Consider the following 16332-nt stretch of genomic DNA (forward strand, 5'->3'; position numbering starts at 1 on the left):
CCGGGCGGGAGTGTCGCGCGCGGGCCTGGTGCCCCGCGGCGGCATGATGACCCGAGCATGACTGACACGCTCCTGCCGGTGGACCTGCCCACCGCGACCTCCCCGACACCGGTGATGACGCCGGTGTCCGCGGTCGTCGTCACCCGCGGCCGGACGCCCTACCTCGCCACCACGCTCGCGGCCCTCGCCGCACAGACCCGCCGACCGCTGCGGGTGCTGCTCGTCGACGTCGCCCCCGCGACCGACGACTCCCTCGAGCAGCTGCTGAGCGACTCGTTCGCCGCCGTCACCGCCTCGGCCCCCGCGCTGCGCCTCGTGCGCGCGCCCGGCTCCCGCTCGTTCGGGCAGGCCGTCCGCCGCGGCCTCGAGGCGGACGACGCGCCCCCGACCACCTGGCTCTGGCTCCTGCACGACGACAGCGCACCGGCCCCGTCGGCGCTGTCCGAGCTGGTCCGCGCGGTCGGTCACGCCCGCTCGGTCGCCGTCGCCGGGGTCAAGCAGCGCACGTGGACCGACCCGGAGCGGTTGCTCGAGGTGGGGCTGCGCTCGTCCCGCTCGGGCAGGCGGATGACCGACGTGGAACCGGGCGAGCTCGACCAGGGCCAGCACGACGGTCGCGACGACGTGCTCGGGGTCGGCATCGCCGGTGCGCTGGTCCGGCGGGACGTCTGGGACGACCTCGGCGGGACGGACCCCATCCTGGGCCCGTTCGGCGACGGGTTCGACCTGTCCCGGCGCGCCCGGCTGGCCGGTCACCGCGTGGTGGTCGTGCCGTCCGCCGTGGTCCGCCACGCCCAGGCCGGCTACCTCGGGCTGCGCTCGGTGGACGCCGCGAGCGTCCCCGTGGACCGGGACGGTGACGGCGAGGACGACCGGGCCGACTCGCGCCGCTCGTTCGCCGCCCGCCGCCGCGCCCTGGTGCACAGCAGGCTCGTCTCCGCACCGCTGCCGCTCGTGCCGGTGGTCGTGGTCCTCGCGCTGGCCGCCGCGGTGGTGCGCGCGTTCGTCCGGCTCGCCGCGAAGCAGCCCGGCCTGGCCGTCGACGAGCTGCGCGCCGTGCTCGTGGCGCTCGGACGCCCGGACGGGGTGACCCGTGCCCGGCTGGCAGCGACGCGCAGCCGCCATCTGCCGCGGCGCACGCTGCGCCCGCTCCAGGCCGGCTGGCGCGACGTGTGGTCGCAGGCCCGGGACCGTCGGCTCGCCCGCGCCGAGGCCAGCCGCGTGGTGCAGGCGCCCAGCGAGCTCGAGCTGCGCGAGCTGGCCGCGGTGGCCACGCGCCGCCGCACCACGCTCGCCGTGGTCGCCGGCCTTCTCGTCGTCGTGTCCGGTGTCGGGCTCGGACCGCTCGTCGCCGCGGTCGTGGGCGGCGCGAGGCTCGTCGGCACCGCCCTGCTGCCCTCCGCCACGCGGCTGGGGGATCTCTGGTCGGCCGCCACCTCCGGCTGGGTCGCGGACGGGCTCGGCGGACCCGGTCCGGCGGACGCGCTGCTCACGGCGCTGACCGTCCCCGCCGCTGTCGCGGGTGGGTCTACGTCGTCCGCCGTGGCCCTGCTGCTGCTCGGGTCGGTCGTCCTCGCGGGCGTCGGCGCGTGGGCAGCTGCGGGGGCCGCGACGCGCTCGGTCGGCGTCCGCGCCTGGGCCGCGCTGGTCTGGGCCGGCGCCCCGGCGCTGCTGCTCGGCCTCGGCGATGGACGCCTGGGTGCGGTCGTCGCGCACGTCGCCCTGCCGTGGGTCGCCCTCGGGCTCGCCCGGGCGGTGGGGGTGCAGCGCGTCGACCAGGTGCTGTCCGGGGTCGCCACGGCGCGGCGCGCCGACGAGGTCGACCTCGAGACGCCGGTGCGCGGCACGCCGACGGTCCCGACCCCTCGGGTCTCAGGAGATGCCGGGGATGACGCGGGACCGGTCGCCGGATCCGTCGCACCCGTGCGCGTCGGCGCGCCGGACCCCTCGGGCTCCATCTCGGCATCGGCTGGCGCGGCGATCGCCTTCGCCGTCGTCGTCGCGGGATCACCCTCGCTGCTCGTTCCCGGCCTGCTGGCCCTGTGCGTGGTCGCCCTGTGCGCGCCGCGCCGCCGCGGCCGGGTGCTGCTCGTGGCCCTGCCCGCGCTCGCCCTGCTCGGCCCCACCCTGCTCGAGGCGGGCAGCCGCGGCCTCGAGGGCTGGCGCCTGCTCCTCGCCGACCCGGGACTGCCGAGCGCCTCCACCGCGGCGGACCCGCTGAGCCGGCTGCTCGGTGTGCCCGCCGACGCCTCGTCCCTCGTCCCCGGCGTCCTGCCGGGCGCGCTCGCCGTCGCGTGGCCCCTCGCGCTGGGGTCCGTCGTCCTGCTGGTGGCGGTGCTCGCCCTCCTGCGCGGAGCGCCGGTCGCGCGGGCCGTCCGGGGTGCCTGGCTCGTCGCCGCGCTCGGTGCGGCCACCGCCGCGGTCGCCGTGGCCGTCCCGGTCGCGGTGTCGGACGGCGTGGTCGTGCACGGCTGGCCGGGACCGGCGCTCTCGCTCGGGGGTGCCGGGTTGCTGGCGGCCGCGGTGATCGGCGCGGACCGGCTGCGCGAGCGGCTCGTGCACTACACCTTCGGCTGGCGGCAGCCGCTGGTCGCGGTCGTCACGCTGGTCGCCGTCGCGGTTCCCGTGGTGTGGCTCGGCACGTGGACGTGGCAGGCGCGCAGCGGCGACGCCGTCGGCCTGCGTGCCGTCGAGCGCTCGATCATCCCGGCGGTCGGCCAGCAGGCGCAGGCCTCGCAGCTGTCGTCCCGGGTGCTCGCGGTGAGCCTGGAGCCGAACGGCGACGCCGACGGGTCGACCGTCACGTGGCAGCTCGTCCGCGGCGACGGCCCCGAGCTGGTGGACCAGGCGGCCGCGGAGTCGACCCGCACCCTGAGCGGGGACCTGCTGACGCCGGTCGTGGTCGCACCCGATGCCGCGACCAGCGAGGTGGACGGGCTCGTCGCGCGCCTGGCGTCGGCGGCGACCGGCGACGTGGCCGGCGAGCTGGCCGCGCTGGGCGTCGCGGACGTGCTGGTCCCGCCGCTGCCCACGGACCTCGGCGAGGTCGATCCCGACGTCGCCGCGGCGCAGCTCGACGAGCTCGTCAGCCGGCTCGACTCGACCGCCGGGCTCGAGCGGGTGACCGAGAACGCGACCGGCACGCTGTGGCGCGTGCAGGCGACCCCGCCCGTGGCCGGCGGCGCCGCCCCGACCACCCTGCCGGCGTGGGCGCGCCTGCTGCCCGCGGGGGCGGACGTGACGGACCCCGCCGTGGCCGCCGTCGCGGTCCCGTCCGCGGACCGGGCGATCGACTCCACGGTCGCGGCGGGTGCCGCGGACCGACTCCTCGTCCTCGCCGAGCGCGCCGACCCGCGCTGGCACGCGTGGCTCGACGGGCGGTCGCTGCGGGCGGTCGACGACGGCTGGCGGCAGGTGTTCGCCGTCGGGGCCGACGGCGGCGAGCTGGTCGTCCGGTACGACAACCCGGTGCGCACCCCGTGGCTGGTGCTCCAGGGCCTGGTCGCCCTGGTGACGGTCCTCCTGGCCGTCCCGGTGCGCCGACGCCGGGGAGCCCGGGCATGAGCGGGGGAGGCGTCATCGACGCGACCGGTCCGACGCGGACGCAGGTCTGGCTCGGTCGTACGGCCCGTGCAGCGTCCGGCCTCGCGGTGCTCGGGCTGACTGCCGCGATCGTCGCCGGCGCGCGCCTGCCCGAGGGCACCTCCGGCACGAGCGTCCCGCCGGCCCAGATCTCCGTCCCGGCCTCGGTGTCGACGCTCGTCTGCGCCGGCCCGCTGATCCAGCCCGACGACACCGGTCGCGGCGACTCCGCATTCGACCCGACGCCGGTGGACCCGGTCACCACGGTCACCGCCGTGACCTCGGTGCCGGACGCGGACGGTGGCTCCGCCGCAGTGGTGGGGTCGCTCGACCGGTCCTCCGCGACCGGGACGCTGGACGCCGGAGGTGACTCGGCGGTCGTCACCGGCGTCGCCGGACCGCAGGTGGTCCGCGCCGAGCCTGGGGCGGCCGCGCCCGCCCGGGTGGCCGCGACGAGCGCCGGACTGGTCACCGCGGGTGACCTGCGAGGTCTGTCCGCCGCCTCGTGCCAGCAGCCGACGGCCGACGCGTGGCTGCTCGGCGGCGCCACCGACCTGTCCAGCACCGCGCAGCTGGTGCTGGACAACGCCGGGTCGACGCCAGCCGAGATCACGCTCGAGCTCTGGGGCCCGTCCGGCCCGGTCGACCTCACGGGCGAGCGCTACCTGGTCGCGCCCGGCGCCTCACGCATGGTCGTCCTCGGCGGGATCGCCGCCGAGCAGCGCCGGCTGGCGGTGCACGTGTCGGCGACGGGGGGACGGGTCGGGGTGCACGTGCAGGACTCCGCGATCGACGGGTTCACCCCCGCGGGCACCGACCTGGTCGTCCCCGGTGCCGCGCCCGCACGGCGCCAGGTGGTCCCGGGCGTCTCGGTGTCGGCCTCGGCGGTCGGCGACGTGACGGCCTCCGCGCTGCGGCTCCTGGTGCCGGGCACGGTCGGCACGACCGCCCGCGTGACGCTGCTGGGCCCCGGCGGGGTCACGGAGCTGCCCGGCGCGGACGAGGTGGTGCTGGTGCCCGGCGAGGTGACCGACGTGCCCCTGGGCGGGCTGCCCGCCGGCGCCTACACCGCGGTCGTGGACGCGGGGGAGCCCGTCGTGGCCTCCGCCGTGGTGACGCGGACGGGCGCCGTCGGCGAGCTGGACGACGTGCCGAGCGTCGAGCGTGCCTGGGCGGCCTCGACCGCGGTGGGGCGCAGCGGCGTGGTCGCCGTGCCGACCGGGACCCTGGGGACCCTCGTGGTCGGAGCCGTGTCGAGCGACGCGGACCCGAGCGCCGACGGCGTGGCCACGGGATCGGTCCGGCTGCTCGGGGCGGACGGCGTCGTCCTGGCCGAGCGGTCGCTGCGGCTGGACGCGGGGACGACCGGCGCCTGGTCGGTCGACGACCTGGCCACCGGCACGGGCGCGATCGTCGCGCCGGACCCCGCCGTCGTCCCGGTTCCACCGGCGACGCTCGCGGGGGTGGTGGGCGTGGACCTCGTCACGGACGAGGGTTCGACGGTCGCGCTCGTGTGGGCGCTGGTCGCAGCCGTCGACCAGCCCGACGGGGTGCTGGTCTCCGTGCTCGACCCGGTGCCCGTGCCGCGCCTCACGGCGGACGTGGCGGTCCGCGAGGACCCCCGGCTCGGCACGCGCTGACTCAGTCCGCTGCGCGCAGCTCCGAGCGCTCCCGCAGGCGCAGCCCGAGCACCGCCGCCTGACGCACCGGCCACTGGTACCAGTGCGGGTACCGGCGGTGCACGTACCGGGCGGCGCTGGCGTGGTGCGCAGAGATCATGGGCGCGGGCTTGGCGCGCCAGGACGTGCCGCCGACGTGCGTGACCTGCACCTGTGGCACGTACAGGTTGATCCACCCGGCGCGTCCGAGGCGCTCGCCGAGGTCGACGTCCTCGAAGAACATGAAGTAGCCGTCGTCGAACCCGCCCACCGCCTCGAACGCCTCGCGTCGCAGCAGCAGGCACGCGCCCGACAGCCAGCCCGCGGGCCGCTGGTCGCCCGCGTTCTGCTGGTGCGCCTGGTACCGGCGCGTCCAGGGGTTGCCCGGCCAGACCTTGACGAACAGCGCGTGCCCGGCGCCCTGGGTCAGCGACGGCAGCTCGCGCGCCGAGGGGTACACCGTGCCGTCGGTGTTCAGCAGGGCCGGTCCGACCGATCCAGCAGTCGGCGCGGCCCGGCCGGCCGCGACGAGCGCGTCCAGCGACCCGGGCTGCCACTCGATGTCGGAGTTTGCGACGACGATCCACGGCGCCTCGGCCCCCGTTGCGCCCAGGTTGGCGGCGCCCCCGTAGCCCAGGTTGGATCCGCTGGCGACCAGCCGCGCGCCGAACTCGTCGGCCACCGCTCGTGCCACGGCGGGGTCGGAGCCGTTGTCGACGATCACCAGCTCCGCCGGGTTCGCCGAGGCGGTGGCGAGGGTCCGGGCGAACGTGGCGAGCTCGTCACCGGGGTGGTAGACGACACAGACGACGCGGACATCGGGGGCTGGCGTGGACGGGGGCGGGACGGCGGTGCTCATCGTCCGGACAGGCTAGTGGGCGTCGCCGTAGTGCGGGTCCACGTCGTCCGGCGAGCGGCCCAGCAGGTGCGCCACCTGCTCGACGACCACGTCGCGCACCAGGTCCGCCAGGTCGAGCGGGTCGGTGGCACGGGACTCGACGGGGCGGCGGTAGACGACGATGCGCGCCGGGAGGCCGGCGTCGGACGGGAAGTACCGGCCGAGCGGCACCCCGCCGTGCTCCCACGGGGCGGGGTTGGACGGCGGCACGTCCTCCACGGCGAACTCCGTGCCCACCAGCTGGCGCGCCCACAGGCGCTCGATGCGCTCGACGGCGTCGAGGACGAGGTCGTCGAACCGCTCGGCGCGCGTGCGGTAGGCCGGCATGGTGCTGGGCAGCAACGGTCCTCGTGGCCCGCGCCCGCGGCGGTCGCGGCGCCGCACGGGAACCACGGTCGTGGTGGGGAGCGCGAGCGTGCGCCGGCCGACGCCGGGGGCTCGGCGTGCGGGCGGCGGGGGTGCGGAGCTCACCTCAGCACTGTAGATCGCGTACGGCCGACGGCGTGGGGGGCACGGCCGGTGAGCGGCCGGGGGTACCGTCAGCGCGTGAGATCCGTGAGGCGGTGTTCCCGCACGGCCTGCGGCCGTGCGGCCGTGGCCACGCTGACCTATGTGTACGCCGACTCGACGGCGGTGCTCGGTCCCCTGGCGCAGCACGCCGAGCCGCACTCGTACGACCTGTGCATCGAGCACGCGGAACGCCTCACGGCGCCGCGCGGCTGGGAGGTCGTCCGGCTCACGCCCGAGTTCACTCCGGCGCCGCCCAGCCGGGACGACCTGCTCGCGCTGGCCGACGCGGTGCGGGAGGCGGGCAGGCGTCCCGAGCCCGAGCCCGTCGCGCTGCCCGACGCCGTGGGTGCCGTCCTGAACGAGGCGCCACGCCGAGGTCACCTCCGCGTACTGCGCGGTGAGGGCTGACATGGCCCGCCGCAAGGGCGAGGCCGCCCGTTCCCGCGCCGAGCGTGCGGGGGAGCCGCTGGGGTCGATCAGCCAGCCCACCGGACCGGGCGTGCCCGGCACGGGCGCGTGCCTGCGGTGCGGCGAGACCGACCTGACCCGGATCAGGATGGCCCTCACCGACGGCCGCCAGGTGGTCTTCGTGTCCTGCCCGGCGTGCGAGCAGCGCAACTGGTTCCCCCTCGACGGGAGCGGTGTCCCGCTGGACCGGGACGAGGTCGTCGGCGGCGACGCCTGACAGGACGTCGTGCGACACGTCGCGCGACGAGGGGCCCCGAGCGCCGCGGGTACGATGACCGCGTGACCTCCCCTGCAGCCGACCGTGTCGATCTGACTGCCCTCATCAAGGCCTACGACGTCCGGGGTGTCGTCCCCGACGAGCTGAACCCGACCGTCGCCCGCGCGATCGGTGCGGCGTTCGCCGATGTCGTGGTGCTCCCCGAAGCGACCGACCGCCCCCGCGTGGTCATCGCCAACGACATGCGCCCCTCCGGGCCGGAGCTCGTGGCGGCGTTCGCGGACGGGCTGGCCGCCCGCGGCGTCGACGTGATCCGGATCGGGCTGGCCTCGACGGACGGTCTCTACTTCGCCTCCGGTGCGCTCGGCATCCCCGGCGCGATGTTCACGGCGAGCCACAACCCCGCGCAGTACAACGGCATCAAGCTGTGCCGCGCGGGTGCGCGACCGGTGGGCCAGGACAGCGGCCTGACGACGGTGCGTGAGCTGGCGGGCGACTACCTCGCCGCCGGTGCCGTGCCCGAGGTCGGCGCGACCGAGCGTGGCACCGTCGAGGACCGCGACATGCTCACGGAGTACGCGTCGTTCCTGCGCTCGCTGGTGGACCTGTCCGGCATCCGGCCGCTCAAGGTCGTCGTCGACGCCGGCAACGGCATGGGCGGCTTCACCGCACCGGCCGTCCTCGGCACCGGCGCGGGCCTGCCCGAGCTTCCGCTGGACATCGTGCCGCTGTACTTCGAGCTGGACGGCACGTTCCCCAACCACGAGGCGAACCCGCTCGAGCCGGAGAACCTGCGGGACCTGCAGGCGGCTGTCGTCGAGCACGACGCGGACCTCGGGCTCGCGTTCGACGGTGACGCGGACCGCTGCTTCGTCATCGACGAGCACGGCGACCCGGTGAGCCCGTCGGCGATCACGGCGCTCGTCGGCCTGCGCGAGGTGGAGCGCGAGCGCGCCGCCGGCCGCACGCCGACCGTGATCCACAACCTCATCACGTCCCAGGTGGTGCCGGACCTGCTGCGCGCGGCCGGAGCGACGACGGTCCGCACCCGCGTGGGCCACTCGTTCATCAAGGCGCAGATGGCCGAGCACGACGCGGTGTTCGGCGGCGAGCACAGCGCGCACTACTACTTCCGCGACTTCTTCTTCGCGGACACCGGCATGCTCGCGGCGATGCACGTGCTCGCGGCGCTCGGTGGTCAGCCGCACACCCTGTCGGCGCTGTCCGAGCAGTTCCAGCCGTACTCGGCCAGCGGGGAGATCAACTCCCGGGTGGCCGACGTGGCCGCCGCGCGCGAGCGCGTGATCGAGGCGTACGTGACGCAGCAGGGCGCCGGGCCGGTGCAGGTCGACGAGATGGACGGCCTCACGGTCTCGCACTGGGACGGCCACCCGCAGTGGTGGTTCAACCTGCGCGCCTCGAACACCGAGCCCCTGCTGCGCCTGAACGTCGAGGCGGCCGACGAGGACGTCATGGAGAAGGTGCGCGACGACGTGCTCGCCCTGGTCCGCCAGGACGGTCAGTCCTGATGGGCCGGGTCCTGGAACCCTGGGCGCGCGACCTCCTGCGCTGCCCGGCCACCGGGGCGACCCTGGTGGACGGCGTCGGGCCGGACGGCGAGCCGACGCTGGTCTCGACGGACCCGGTGAACCCGGTCGCCTACCCGGTGCGCGACGGGATCCCCGTTCTGCTGGTCGACGAGGGCGTGCCCGTCTCCCGCGGATGACCTCCCCCGTGTGACGCCGCTCACCCCGGGCTAGCATGTCCCGGACGGCGTGGGTGATGCCCGCAGACCGAGAGGGGTCGCGCCGGCGCGAACGACCAGGGCGCAAGCCCTGCTGAGTCGCGCCCGACCACGTCACCCGCACCCCCTCAGGAGTGAGATGTCTGCGTCCACAGTGCCCACGTCGTTCGACGAGCTTCCCGGCCGGTACAAGGTCCGCGACCTGTCCCTCGCCGAGGCCGGCCGCCACCAGATCCGCCTCGCCGAGCACGAGATGCCTGGGCTCATGGCCCTGCGGGCGGAGTTCGGACCCACGCAGCCGCTCGCCGGTGCGCGGGTGGCCGGGTCGCTGCACATGACGGTGCAGACCGCAGTGCTCATCGAGACGCTGGTCGCGCTGGGCGCGGAGGTCCGCTGGGCGTCGTGCAACATCTTCTCCACGCAGGACGAGGCCGCCGCCGCGGTCGCCGTCGGCCCGCACGGCTCCGCCGAGGCGCCGGCCGGTGTGCCGGTGTTCGCCTGGAAGGGCGAGTCGCTGGAGGAGTACTGGGAGTGCACCGAGCAGATCCTCGTGTGGCCCGGAGGCACCGGCCCGAACATGATCCTCGACGACGGCGGCGACGCCACGCTGCTGGTGCACAGGGGCGTCCAGTACGAGGCCGCCGGTGCGGTGCCGTCGGACCCGCAGCCGGGGGAGCCGGGGTACTCCGAGGAGCTCACCGTCGTCCTCGGCACGCTGCGCCGCTCGCTGGCCGCCGACCCGCGACGGTGGACGACGATCGCCGCGGACATCGTCGGCGTCACCGAGGAGACCACCACGGGCGTGCACCGGCTCTACCAGCTGGCGGAGGCCGGGCAGCTGCTGTTCCCGGCCATCAACGTCAACGACTCGGTCACCAAGTCCAAGTTCGACAACAAGTACGGCATCCGGCACTCGCTGCCCGACGGGATCAACCGGGCCACCGACGTGCTGATGGGCGGCAAGGTGGCGTTCGTCGCGGGCTACGGGGACGTGGGCAAGGGGGCCGCCGAGGCGTTCCGCGGGCAGGGTGCGCGCGTGATCATCTCCGAGGTGGACCCGATCTGCGCCCTGCAGGCGGCGATGGACGGCTACCAGGTGACGCGCCTGGACGACGTCATCGACCAGGCCGACTTCGTCATCACCACCACGGGCAACAAGGACGTGGTCTCGGCGGCGCAGATGGCCCGGATGAAGAACAAGGCGGTCGTCGGCAACATCGGCCACTTCGACAACGAGATCGACATGGCCGGGCTGGCGGCCGTGCCCGGGATCAGCCGCACGGAGATCAAGCCGCAGGTGCACGAGTGGACGTTCCCGGCCGACGAGGACGGTCCCGAGCGCTCGATCATCGTGCTCTCCGAGGGCCGCCTGCTGAACCTCGGCAACGCGACCGGGCACCCGTCGTTCGTCATGAGCAACTCGTTCTCCAACCAGGTGATCGGCCAGATCGAGCTGTTCACCAAGCCCGACGACTACGCGCGCGAGGTCTACCGGCTGCCCAAGGTGCTGGACGAGAAGGTGGCGCGGCTGCACCTGGACGCGCTGGGGGTCCGGCTCACCGAGCTCAGCAAGGAGCAGGCCGAGTACCTGGGGATCGACGCGTCAGGCCCGTACAAGCCGGACCACTACCGCTACTGAGCAGGGTCGGGGACGCCGTGGGGGAGTCGGTGCAGCTGCGACGACTCCACGGCGTCGCGCTGGTCGGCGCGCAGCCGGCTGGTGAGCTCGCGGTCCCGGCGCTCCGCGAGCACCGCCGCGAGGAACGCCTCCGGGTGCGTGCCCAGCGGCGGCAGCGGGTTGACGTAGCGCTGCACCTCGGCCGTCAGCTGCGAGCCCAGCTGGACCCGTGACGCGGGGTGCAGGGACGCGGTGCGGCCGAGGAACTGCCGGACCGAGAGCGCCAGGCCGTCGGGCAGCCGCGCGAGGTCGGCGGCGTGCGCCCAGCCGGCCAGGTGCGGCGGCATGACCACCGGCACGCGCACCTTGGCGGCCCCGCGCACGCGGACCGCGTAGGTGCCCGCCAGGATGTCGCCGACGCGCTTGCCCTGCGGGTGCACGATCGAGCAGACCAGCGCCACGGAGCCGAGCGTGGCCCACAGCTCGACGATGCCGACGAGCGCCCGCACGAGCGCCTGCCGGAACACCAGCGGACCACCGTCGTCGCGCACGATCCGGATGCCCATGGCCAGCTTGCCGAGGGAGCGGCCCCGGGTCAGCGTGTCGACGGTGGTCGGGATCACGACCGTGATGGTGGCCACCAGGACGATGCCCGCGATCCGGCCCAGCTCCTCGGACACGTTCCCGGCGACGGCGCCGAGCGCGACGAGCAGAGCGAACCCGACGACGGCCAGGAGCAGGAGGTCGAGGAGCGCAGCCAGCAGTCGGGTGGCTGCGGAGGTGGGGCGGGAGTCGAGGAGGACACCCTCGCCCGTGATGATGCCGTCCATGGTGCGAGGTTAGCCTCTGCCGCACCCGCGGGATGGCAGGCTGTGCGCCATGGATCTCGACGCCTTCGAGCGGGCACGCTCGGCCGACTGGGCGCGGCTCGACGCGCTGGCACGCCTGCGACGCCGCACGGGTGCCGAGGCAGACGAGCTCGTGCGGCTCTACCAGTCCGTCGCCACGGACCTGTCGTCGGTCCGGTCGGCCGCTCCTGACCCCGAGATGGTGACGCGCCTGTCGATGCTCGTGGGGCGCGCGCGGGCCGCGATCTCCGGCACGCACGAGCCGAGCTGGCGCGACGTCACCGCGTTCGTGGTGGTCGCGCTGCCCGCGGCGCTGTACCGCATCCGGTGGTGGACGGTCGCCGTGATGGCGGCGTTCACCGTCCTGGCGGTCACCGCGGGGATCTGGGTGGCCACGCAGCCCGAGGCTCTCGCGTCGATGGGCACCCCCAGCCAGCGCGAGCAGTACGTCGAGGAGTCGTTCGCCGAGTACTACACGCCGGGTGCGGGGTTCGCCGCGATGGTCTGGACCAACAACGCGTGGCTGACGGCCGTCTGCATCGCCACCGGGATCACCGGGATCCTGCCGGTGTACTTCCAGGTCACCAACGCCATCAACGTCGGGGCGACCGGCGGGATGATGGCGTCCTACGGGGAGCTCGACGTGTTCCTCCAGCTCATCGCGCCGCACGGTCTGCTCGAGCTCACCGCGGTGTTCGTCGCCGGCGCCGCCGGGCTGCGCATCTTCTGGACCTGGATCGACCCCGGACCCCGCACGCGCGGGCGCGCGCTGGCCGAGGAGGCGCGCGCGCTGTTCACCGTGGCGATCGGTCTGGTGGGCGTCCTTGCGGTCTCCGGGCTCGTCGAGGGCTTCGTGACGGGTTCGGCCCTGCCGTGGGCCGTCAAGGTGAGCATCGGGGGGCTCGTCCTCGCAGCGTTCTGGGCGTACACGCTGATCCTCGGCCGGCGGGCCGTCCGTGCCGGGCACACCGGTGACCTCGAGGCGGACCGTGCGGGCTACGTGCTCGCAACCGCCGGCTGATCCGTCCGGGTCGACTCAGTCCTGGTCGACCTGGTCCGGGTCGACGACGACGACCCGGCGCTCGTCCGCCTCGGCGGCCATGAGGTCGACCAGGCCCTCCGCCTCGGTGTGCAGCGCGTCGCGCTGGGCGGCCGTCGGGCGGGCGAACGGTCGCACCGTGAGCGTGACCGTGCCGCCGACCTTCCGGTCGCGCGGCACGTCCCACGTCCCCGCGACCCGCCCGTCGAGAAGGAACGTGGCCGGGATGACACCGTTCGGGCTCGCCAGGTACGGGCGGTGCTCGGCGGAGATGATCCGGGTGCGGTCGGCGTGGCCGAGCAGCACGTTGTCGTAGTCCGGCAGGAAGCGCGGGGGCGCGGGCACCCCCGGGTCGGGCAGCGGGGCGTCGGGCAGGTCGAGCAGCTCACGCTCGCGGACCGCCCCCGGCGACGGCTCGGCGCGGTACCGGACGAGGTCGAGGCGGTCGACCACCGCCCGCATCCCGGTGAGCCCGGACCAGTTCTGCAGGTCCGCGACCGAGGCCGGCCCGAACGCGGCGAGGTAGCGCAGGACGAGCCGCTCCTGCTCGGCGGCGAGCACCTGGGGGTCGGTGAGGTCGGGTGCCGCCGCGGTGAGCTCCGGACCCAGCCATGCCCACGCGGTGGTCCAGGTGGTCGCTCCCGAGCGTCCCCACACGCCCCGCGGCGGCACCTGGACCAGCGGGAGCGTCCCGCGCGCGGCGTAGGCGAGCGTGCTGGGTGCGACGTCGGGCCACCGCTGCCCCAGGAGTCGGCCCAGCGCGGTGGTCACCCGGGGCTCCTCCTCGACGAGCGCGCGGGCGGCAGCCGTGAGCTCGGTGAGGTCCAGCGTGCGCAGCGCGGCGCCGTGCTGCGCGTTGACCCGGAGGTCCTTGGCGTGCAGCAGGGCGATCAGGCCGGGCAGCAGCAGCGCGTCGGCCGCCGTGACCAGGTGGATCGTGCTGCGCATCACCGCGATCCGGGTGACGGAGCGGTCCCAGAACGCGTCACCGAGCTCGTCCGTGCGGAACCCCTCGACCCTGCTCCAGAGGCCGACGTACGGCGACCAGGCGTTCTGCGCCTGGAGGCCGACCAGGTGGTCCACGACCTCGACGGCGGGGCCGGGGTGGCGCTCCAGCAGGTGCTGGCGGGCGAGCAGGGCGCGGTTGAGGTGGGCGCGGGTGAGCAGGTCGGGCACAGCCGGAACCTACCGGCAGCCACCCACGGCCGTCAGAGCCGGCCGGCCGCCTTGAGCGCGAGGTAGGTGTCCGCGAGCCGGGGTGCGAGGTCGTCCGGCAGTGCGTCGACCACCTCCGCACCGCGCTGGCGCAGCCGCACCGTCACCGCAGCGCGCTCCAGTCCGACGCGCTCGGCGGCCGCGGCGTCGAACACCGCCGCGGAGCTGTCGCGGGACGTGCGCAGCGCGTCGACCTCCGGGTCCGAGACCGACGCGAGGACCACCTGGTGCCGCTCGGTCAGCTGGCCGGCGACGCCCAGCAGTCCCTGCTCGACCGCCGCCGGGTCGAGGGCGGTGAGCAGCACCACCAGCGCGCGCTGGCTGAGCCGCTGCCGGACCTGCGCGACGACCCCCGGCCAGTCGGTCTCGACGAGCGTCGGCTCGGCGAGCGCCAGCGTGTCCGCGAACTGCGCCATGACCCGGGCGCCGGTCGCGCTGGCCACCCGGCCGCGGACCTTGCGGTCGAAGACGAGGAGCTCGACGCGGTCGCCCGCCTTGGTCGCCAGGGCGGCGAGCAGCAGAGCCGCCTCGATGGACGCGTCGAGCCGCGGGGCGTCGAGCACCCTGACGGCGGACGTGCGTCCCGTGTCGAGCACGATGAGCACGCGACGGTCGCGCTCCGGACGCCACGTGCGGACGACGACGTCCGAGCGGCGGGCGGTCGCGCGCCAGTCGATCGAGCGCACGTCGTCGCCGATCACGTACTCGCGCAGGGAGTCGAACTCCGTGCCCGGGCCGCGCACCTGCACCGCCGCCCGCCCGTCCAGCTCCCGCAGGCGCGCGAGCCGGCTGGGCAGGTGCCGCCGCGAGGCGAACTCGGGCAGCACCCGGAGCCGTCCCGCGACGGTCAGCGAGGCCTGCCGGCCGGCGAGGCGCAGCGGGCCGAGGGTGCGGATGGTGACCCGGTCGGCGTGCGCGTCGCCGCGGCGGGTGGGCACCAGGACGGTCCGCACCCGGACGCCCTCGCCGGGCGCGACGTCCAGCCTGTGCCGGTCGACCTGCGCACCCGTCGACGGCGGCCAGGCGTCCCGCACGAGACCGCGCAGGCGGCGTCGGCCCAGGTGGGACAACGTGAGGGTGGACGTCGCCGGCTCCGTCAGCCGGACCGACGCCGGGACGTCCCGGCGCACCCCCACCTGCCGGGGCGAGGCGGCCAGCCCGACGTCGACGGCGCAGGCGACCACGACGAGCAGCGCCCACAGCAGCACCGTCCCGGTGGCGGGGACGAGCAGGACCACGGGGAGCCCGAGCGCCGCCAGGACGACCGCGCGCCAGGTGACGGCCACGTCAGCGGGGGACGGCCACGGACGCGAGCACGGTGTCCAGCACGCTCTCCGTGCTCACGCCCTCGAGGTCGGCCTCCGGGCGGAGCTGGACCCGGTGCCGCAGCGTCGGGTGGGCGAGGGCCTTGACGTCGTCGGGCGTCACGTAGCCCCGCCCCGACAGCCACGCCCACGCGCGCGACGTCGCCAGCAGCGCGGTCGCGCCACGGGGGGAGACGCCGAGCGACAGGGACGGCGACCGGCGGGTGGCGCGGCACACGTCGACCGCGTAGCCGAGCACCTCCGGGGCCACCTGCACGCGCGCCACCTCGGCCCGGGCGCGGGCGAGCATCTCGGCCGTCGCCACGGGACGCAGTCCGGCGCCGGCGAGGTCGCGCGGGTCGAAGCCGGCGGCGTGCCGCTTGAGCACCTCGATCTCCTCGTCGCGCTCCGGCAGCGGGAGCACGAGCTTGAGCAGGAACCGGTCGAGCTGCGCCTCGGGGAGGGTGTAGGTGCCCTCGTACTCGACCGGGTTCTGCGTCGCGATCACCAGGAACGGGTCGGGCAGGGGGCGCGGGGTGCCGTCGATCGACACCTGGCGCTCCTCCATGGCCTCCAGCAGCGACGCCTGCGTCTTCGGGGGCGTCCGGTTGATCTCGTCGGCCAGGAGCAGGTTGGTGAACACCGGCCCCTCGCGGAACGAGAACTCGGCGGTGCGGGCGTCGTACACCAGCGAGCCGGTCACGTCGCCGGGCATGAGGTCCGGGGTGAACTGCACCCGCTTGGTCTGCAGGTCGAGCGCGGCCGACAACGCGCGCACGAGCAGCGTCTTGGCGACCCCCGGCACGCCCTCGAGCAGCACGTGCCCGCGGCAGAGCAGCGCGATGACGAGCCCGCTGACGGCCGCGTCCTGACCGACGACCGCCTTGGCCACCTCGGCGCGCACGGTGCCGAGGGCGGCCCGCAGCTCCTCTGACGGGTGGTGCAGCTGGGCGGTGGGTGCTGTCGTTCCCCAGGGGGGACTCTGGTCGCTCACGTTCGGTGAACCTCGCTCTCGAGATGGTCCAGGTCACGGGCCAGCTGGGCCAGCCCGCGGTCGTCGGTCGGTGGGGGTCCGTACAGCAGCGCCTCGACCGCCTGGGCCGGGCGGGTCGTCGCGCGCGCGACGGCGTCGACCACCACCGGGGCCGGGGCCGAGCGGGGCAGCCCGAGGCGCGCGGCGCTGCGGGAGGCGGCGCCGGCGCGCAGGGCGGCGGCCGCGTGACCGTAGGAC

The 16332-nt window shown here is 75.5% G+C and carries 14 protein-coding genes and 1 pseudogene; 8 read left to right on the top strand and 7 right to left on the bottom strand.

All coding sequences use genetic code 11. The annotated features are described in order from the left end of the window. Window positions 1–57: 57 nt before the first annotated feature. Both HP550_RS06085 and HP550_RS06090 read left to right on the top strand, forming a co-directional pair. Window positions 58–3564, top strand: a complete 3507-nt coding sequence (locus HP550_RS06085; RefSeq protein WP_175346697.1) for a glycosyltransferase family 2 protein — start codon at window positions 58–60, stop codon at window positions 3562–3564. Next, window positions 3561–5222 (top strand): DUF5719 family protein, encoded by a 1662-nt coding sequence (locus tag HP550_RS06090; RefSeq protein WP_175346698.1) that lies wholly within the window; start codon window positions 3561–3563, stop codon window positions 5220–5222. Before HP550_RS06085 ends, HP550_RS06090 begins: the two co-directional genes overlap by 4 nt. Window position 5223: 1 nt before the next feature. Here HP550_RS06090 and HP550_RS06095 read toward each other — a convergent pair whose 3' ends face one another. Beyond that, the gene (locus tag HP550_RS06095; RefSeq protein WP_175346699.1) at window positions 5224–6099 is read right to left on the bottom strand and encodes a glycosyltransferase family 2 protein; all 876 of its coding nucleotides are present in this window, start codon (window positions 6097–6099) and stop codon (window positions 5224–5226) included. Between the two features lie 12 nt (window positions 6100–6111). Beyond that, window positions 6112–6609: a metallopeptidase family protein gene (locus tag HP550_RS06100; protein WP_343048008.1), complete on the bottom strand. Its 498-nt coding sequence runs from the start codon at window positions 6607–6609 to the stop codon at window positions 6112–6114. Between the two features lie 75 nt (window positions 6610–6684). Here HP550_RS06100 and HP550_RS06105 point away from each other — a divergent pair, with 75 nt between their 5' ends. The 5 genes from HP550_RS06105 (at window position 6685) to ahcY (ending at window position 10716) form a co-directional block, all read left to right on the top strand. After that, window positions 6685–7056 carry a DUF3499 family protein gene (locus HP550_RS06105; protein ID WP_175346700.1) on the top strand — a complete coding sequence of 124 codons (372 nt, stop codon included), beginning with the start codon at window positions 6685–6687 and terminating at the stop codon, window positions 7054–7056. Window position 7057: 1 nt separating this feature from the next. Continuing rightward, window positions 7058–7333, top strand: coding sequence for a hypothetical protein (locus tag HP550_RS06110; RefSeq protein ID WP_175346701.1), 276 nt, complete (start codon window positions 7058–7060; stop codon window positions 7331–7333). A gap of 62 nt (window positions 7334–7395) precedes the next feature. Continuing rightward, a complete protein-coding gene (locus HP550_RS06115; protein ID WP_175346702.1) occupies window positions 7396–8862 on the top strand; it encodes a phosphomannomutase/phosphoglucomutase in 1467 nt (488 codons plus the stop codon). After that, window positions 8862–9059: a Trm112 family protein gene (locus tag HP550_RS06120; RefSeq protein ID WP_175346703.1), complete on the top strand. Its 198-nt coding sequence runs from the start codon at window positions 8862–8864 to the stop codon at window positions 9057–9059. Before HP550_RS06115 ends, HP550_RS06120 begins: the two co-directional genes overlap by 1 nt. A 157-nt stretch (window positions 9060–9216) precedes the next feature. Next, window positions 9217–10716 (top strand): adenosylhomocysteinase, encoded by a 1500-nt coding sequence (gene ahcY, locus HP550_RS06125; RefSeq protein WP_175346704.1) that lies wholly within the window; start codon window positions 9217–9219, stop codon window positions 10714–10716. Here ahcY and HP550_RS06130 read toward each other — a convergent pair. After that, on the bottom strand, window positions 10710–11525 hold the full coding sequence (locus tag HP550_RS06130; RefSeq protein WP_175346705.1) for an RDD family protein: 816 nt from the start codon (window positions 11523–11525) through the stop codon (window positions 10710–10712). The two genes, ahcY and HP550_RS06130, sit on opposite strands and share 7 nt — an antisense overlap. Before the next feature lie 49 nt (window positions 11526–11574). Here HP550_RS06130 and HP550_RS06135 point away from each other — a divergent pair, with 49 nt between their 5' ends. After that, window positions 11575–12564: a stage II sporulation protein M gene (locus HP550_RS06135; RefSeq protein ID WP_175346706.1), complete on the top strand. Its 990-nt coding sequence runs from the start codon at window positions 11575–11577 to the stop codon at window positions 12562–12564. 15 nt (window positions 12565–12579) lie between these two features. On the opposite strand, the gene HP550_RS06140 is transcribed toward HP550_RS06135, so the two are convergent. The 4 genes and pseudogenes from HP550_RS06140 to HP550_RS06155 form a co-directional block, all read right to left on the bottom strand. Further along, window positions 12580–13758 (bottom strand): DNA glycosylase AlkZ-like family protein, encoded by a 1179-nt coding sequence (locus HP550_RS06140; protein ID WP_175346707.1) that lies wholly within the window; start codon window positions 13756–13758, stop codon window positions 12580–12582. A gap of 32 nt (window positions 13759–13790) precedes the next feature. Then, window positions 13791–15083 carry a DUF58 domain-containing protein gene (locus HP550_RS06145; protein ID WP_175346708.1) on the bottom strand — a complete coding sequence of 431 codons (1293 nt, stop codon included), beginning with the start codon at window positions 15081–15083 and terminating at the stop codon, window positions 13791–13793. 1 nt (window position 15084) lies between these two features. Beyond that, window positions 15085–16047 (bottom strand): AAA family ATPase, encoded by a 963-nt coding sequence (locus HP550_RS06150; RefSeq protein ID WP_175346716.1) that lies wholly within the window; start codon window positions 16045–16047, stop codon window positions 15085–15087. A 44-nt stretch (window positions 16048–16091) separates the two neighbouring features. Beyond that, window positions 16092–16332, bottom strand: a pseudogene (locus HP550_RS06155) (DUF4350 domain-containing protein); the annotation flags it as partial.

The organism is Cellulomonas humilata (assembly GCF_013359775.1).
GTDB classification, from domain to species: domain Bacteria; phylum Actinomycetota; class Actinomycetes; order Actinomycetales; family Cellulomonadaceae; genus Cellulomonas; species Cellulomonas humilata.

Bases quoted from the DNA above. Each gene is read 5' to 3' on its own strand.
- HP550_RS06130 (WP_175346705.1), bottom strand. From the start codon at position 11,525: ATGGACGGCATCATCACGGGCGAGGGTGTCCTCCTCGACTCCCGCCCC.
- HP550_RS06135 (WP_175346706.1), top strand. From the start codon at position 11,575: ATGGATCTCGACGCCTTCGAGCGGGCACGCTCGGCCGACTGGGCGCGG.
- HP550_RS06120 (WP_175346703.1), top strand. From the start codon at position 8,862: ATGGGCCGGGTCCTGGAACCCTGGGCGCGCGACCTCCTGCGCTGCCCG.
- HP550_RS06085 (WP_175346697.1), top strand. From the start codon at position 58: ATGACTGACACGCTCCTGCCGGTGGACCTGCCCACCGCGACCTCCCCG.
- HP550_RS06090 (WP_175346698.1), top strand. From the start codon at position 3,561: ATGAGCGGGGGAGGCGTCATCGACGCGACCGGTCCGACGCGGACGCAG.
- HP550_RS06110 (WP_175346701.1), top strand. From the start codon at position 7,058: ATGGCCCGCCGCAAGGGCGAGGCCGCCCGTTCCCGCGCCGAGCGTGCG.
- HP550_RS06095 (WP_175346699.1), bottom strand. From the start codon at position 6,099: ATGAGCACCGCCGTCCCGCCCCCGTCCACGCCAGCCCCCGATGTCCGC.
- ahcY (WP_175346704.1), top strand. From the start codon at position 9,217: ATGTCTGCGTCCACAGTGCCCACGTCGTTCGACGAGCTTCCCGGCCGG.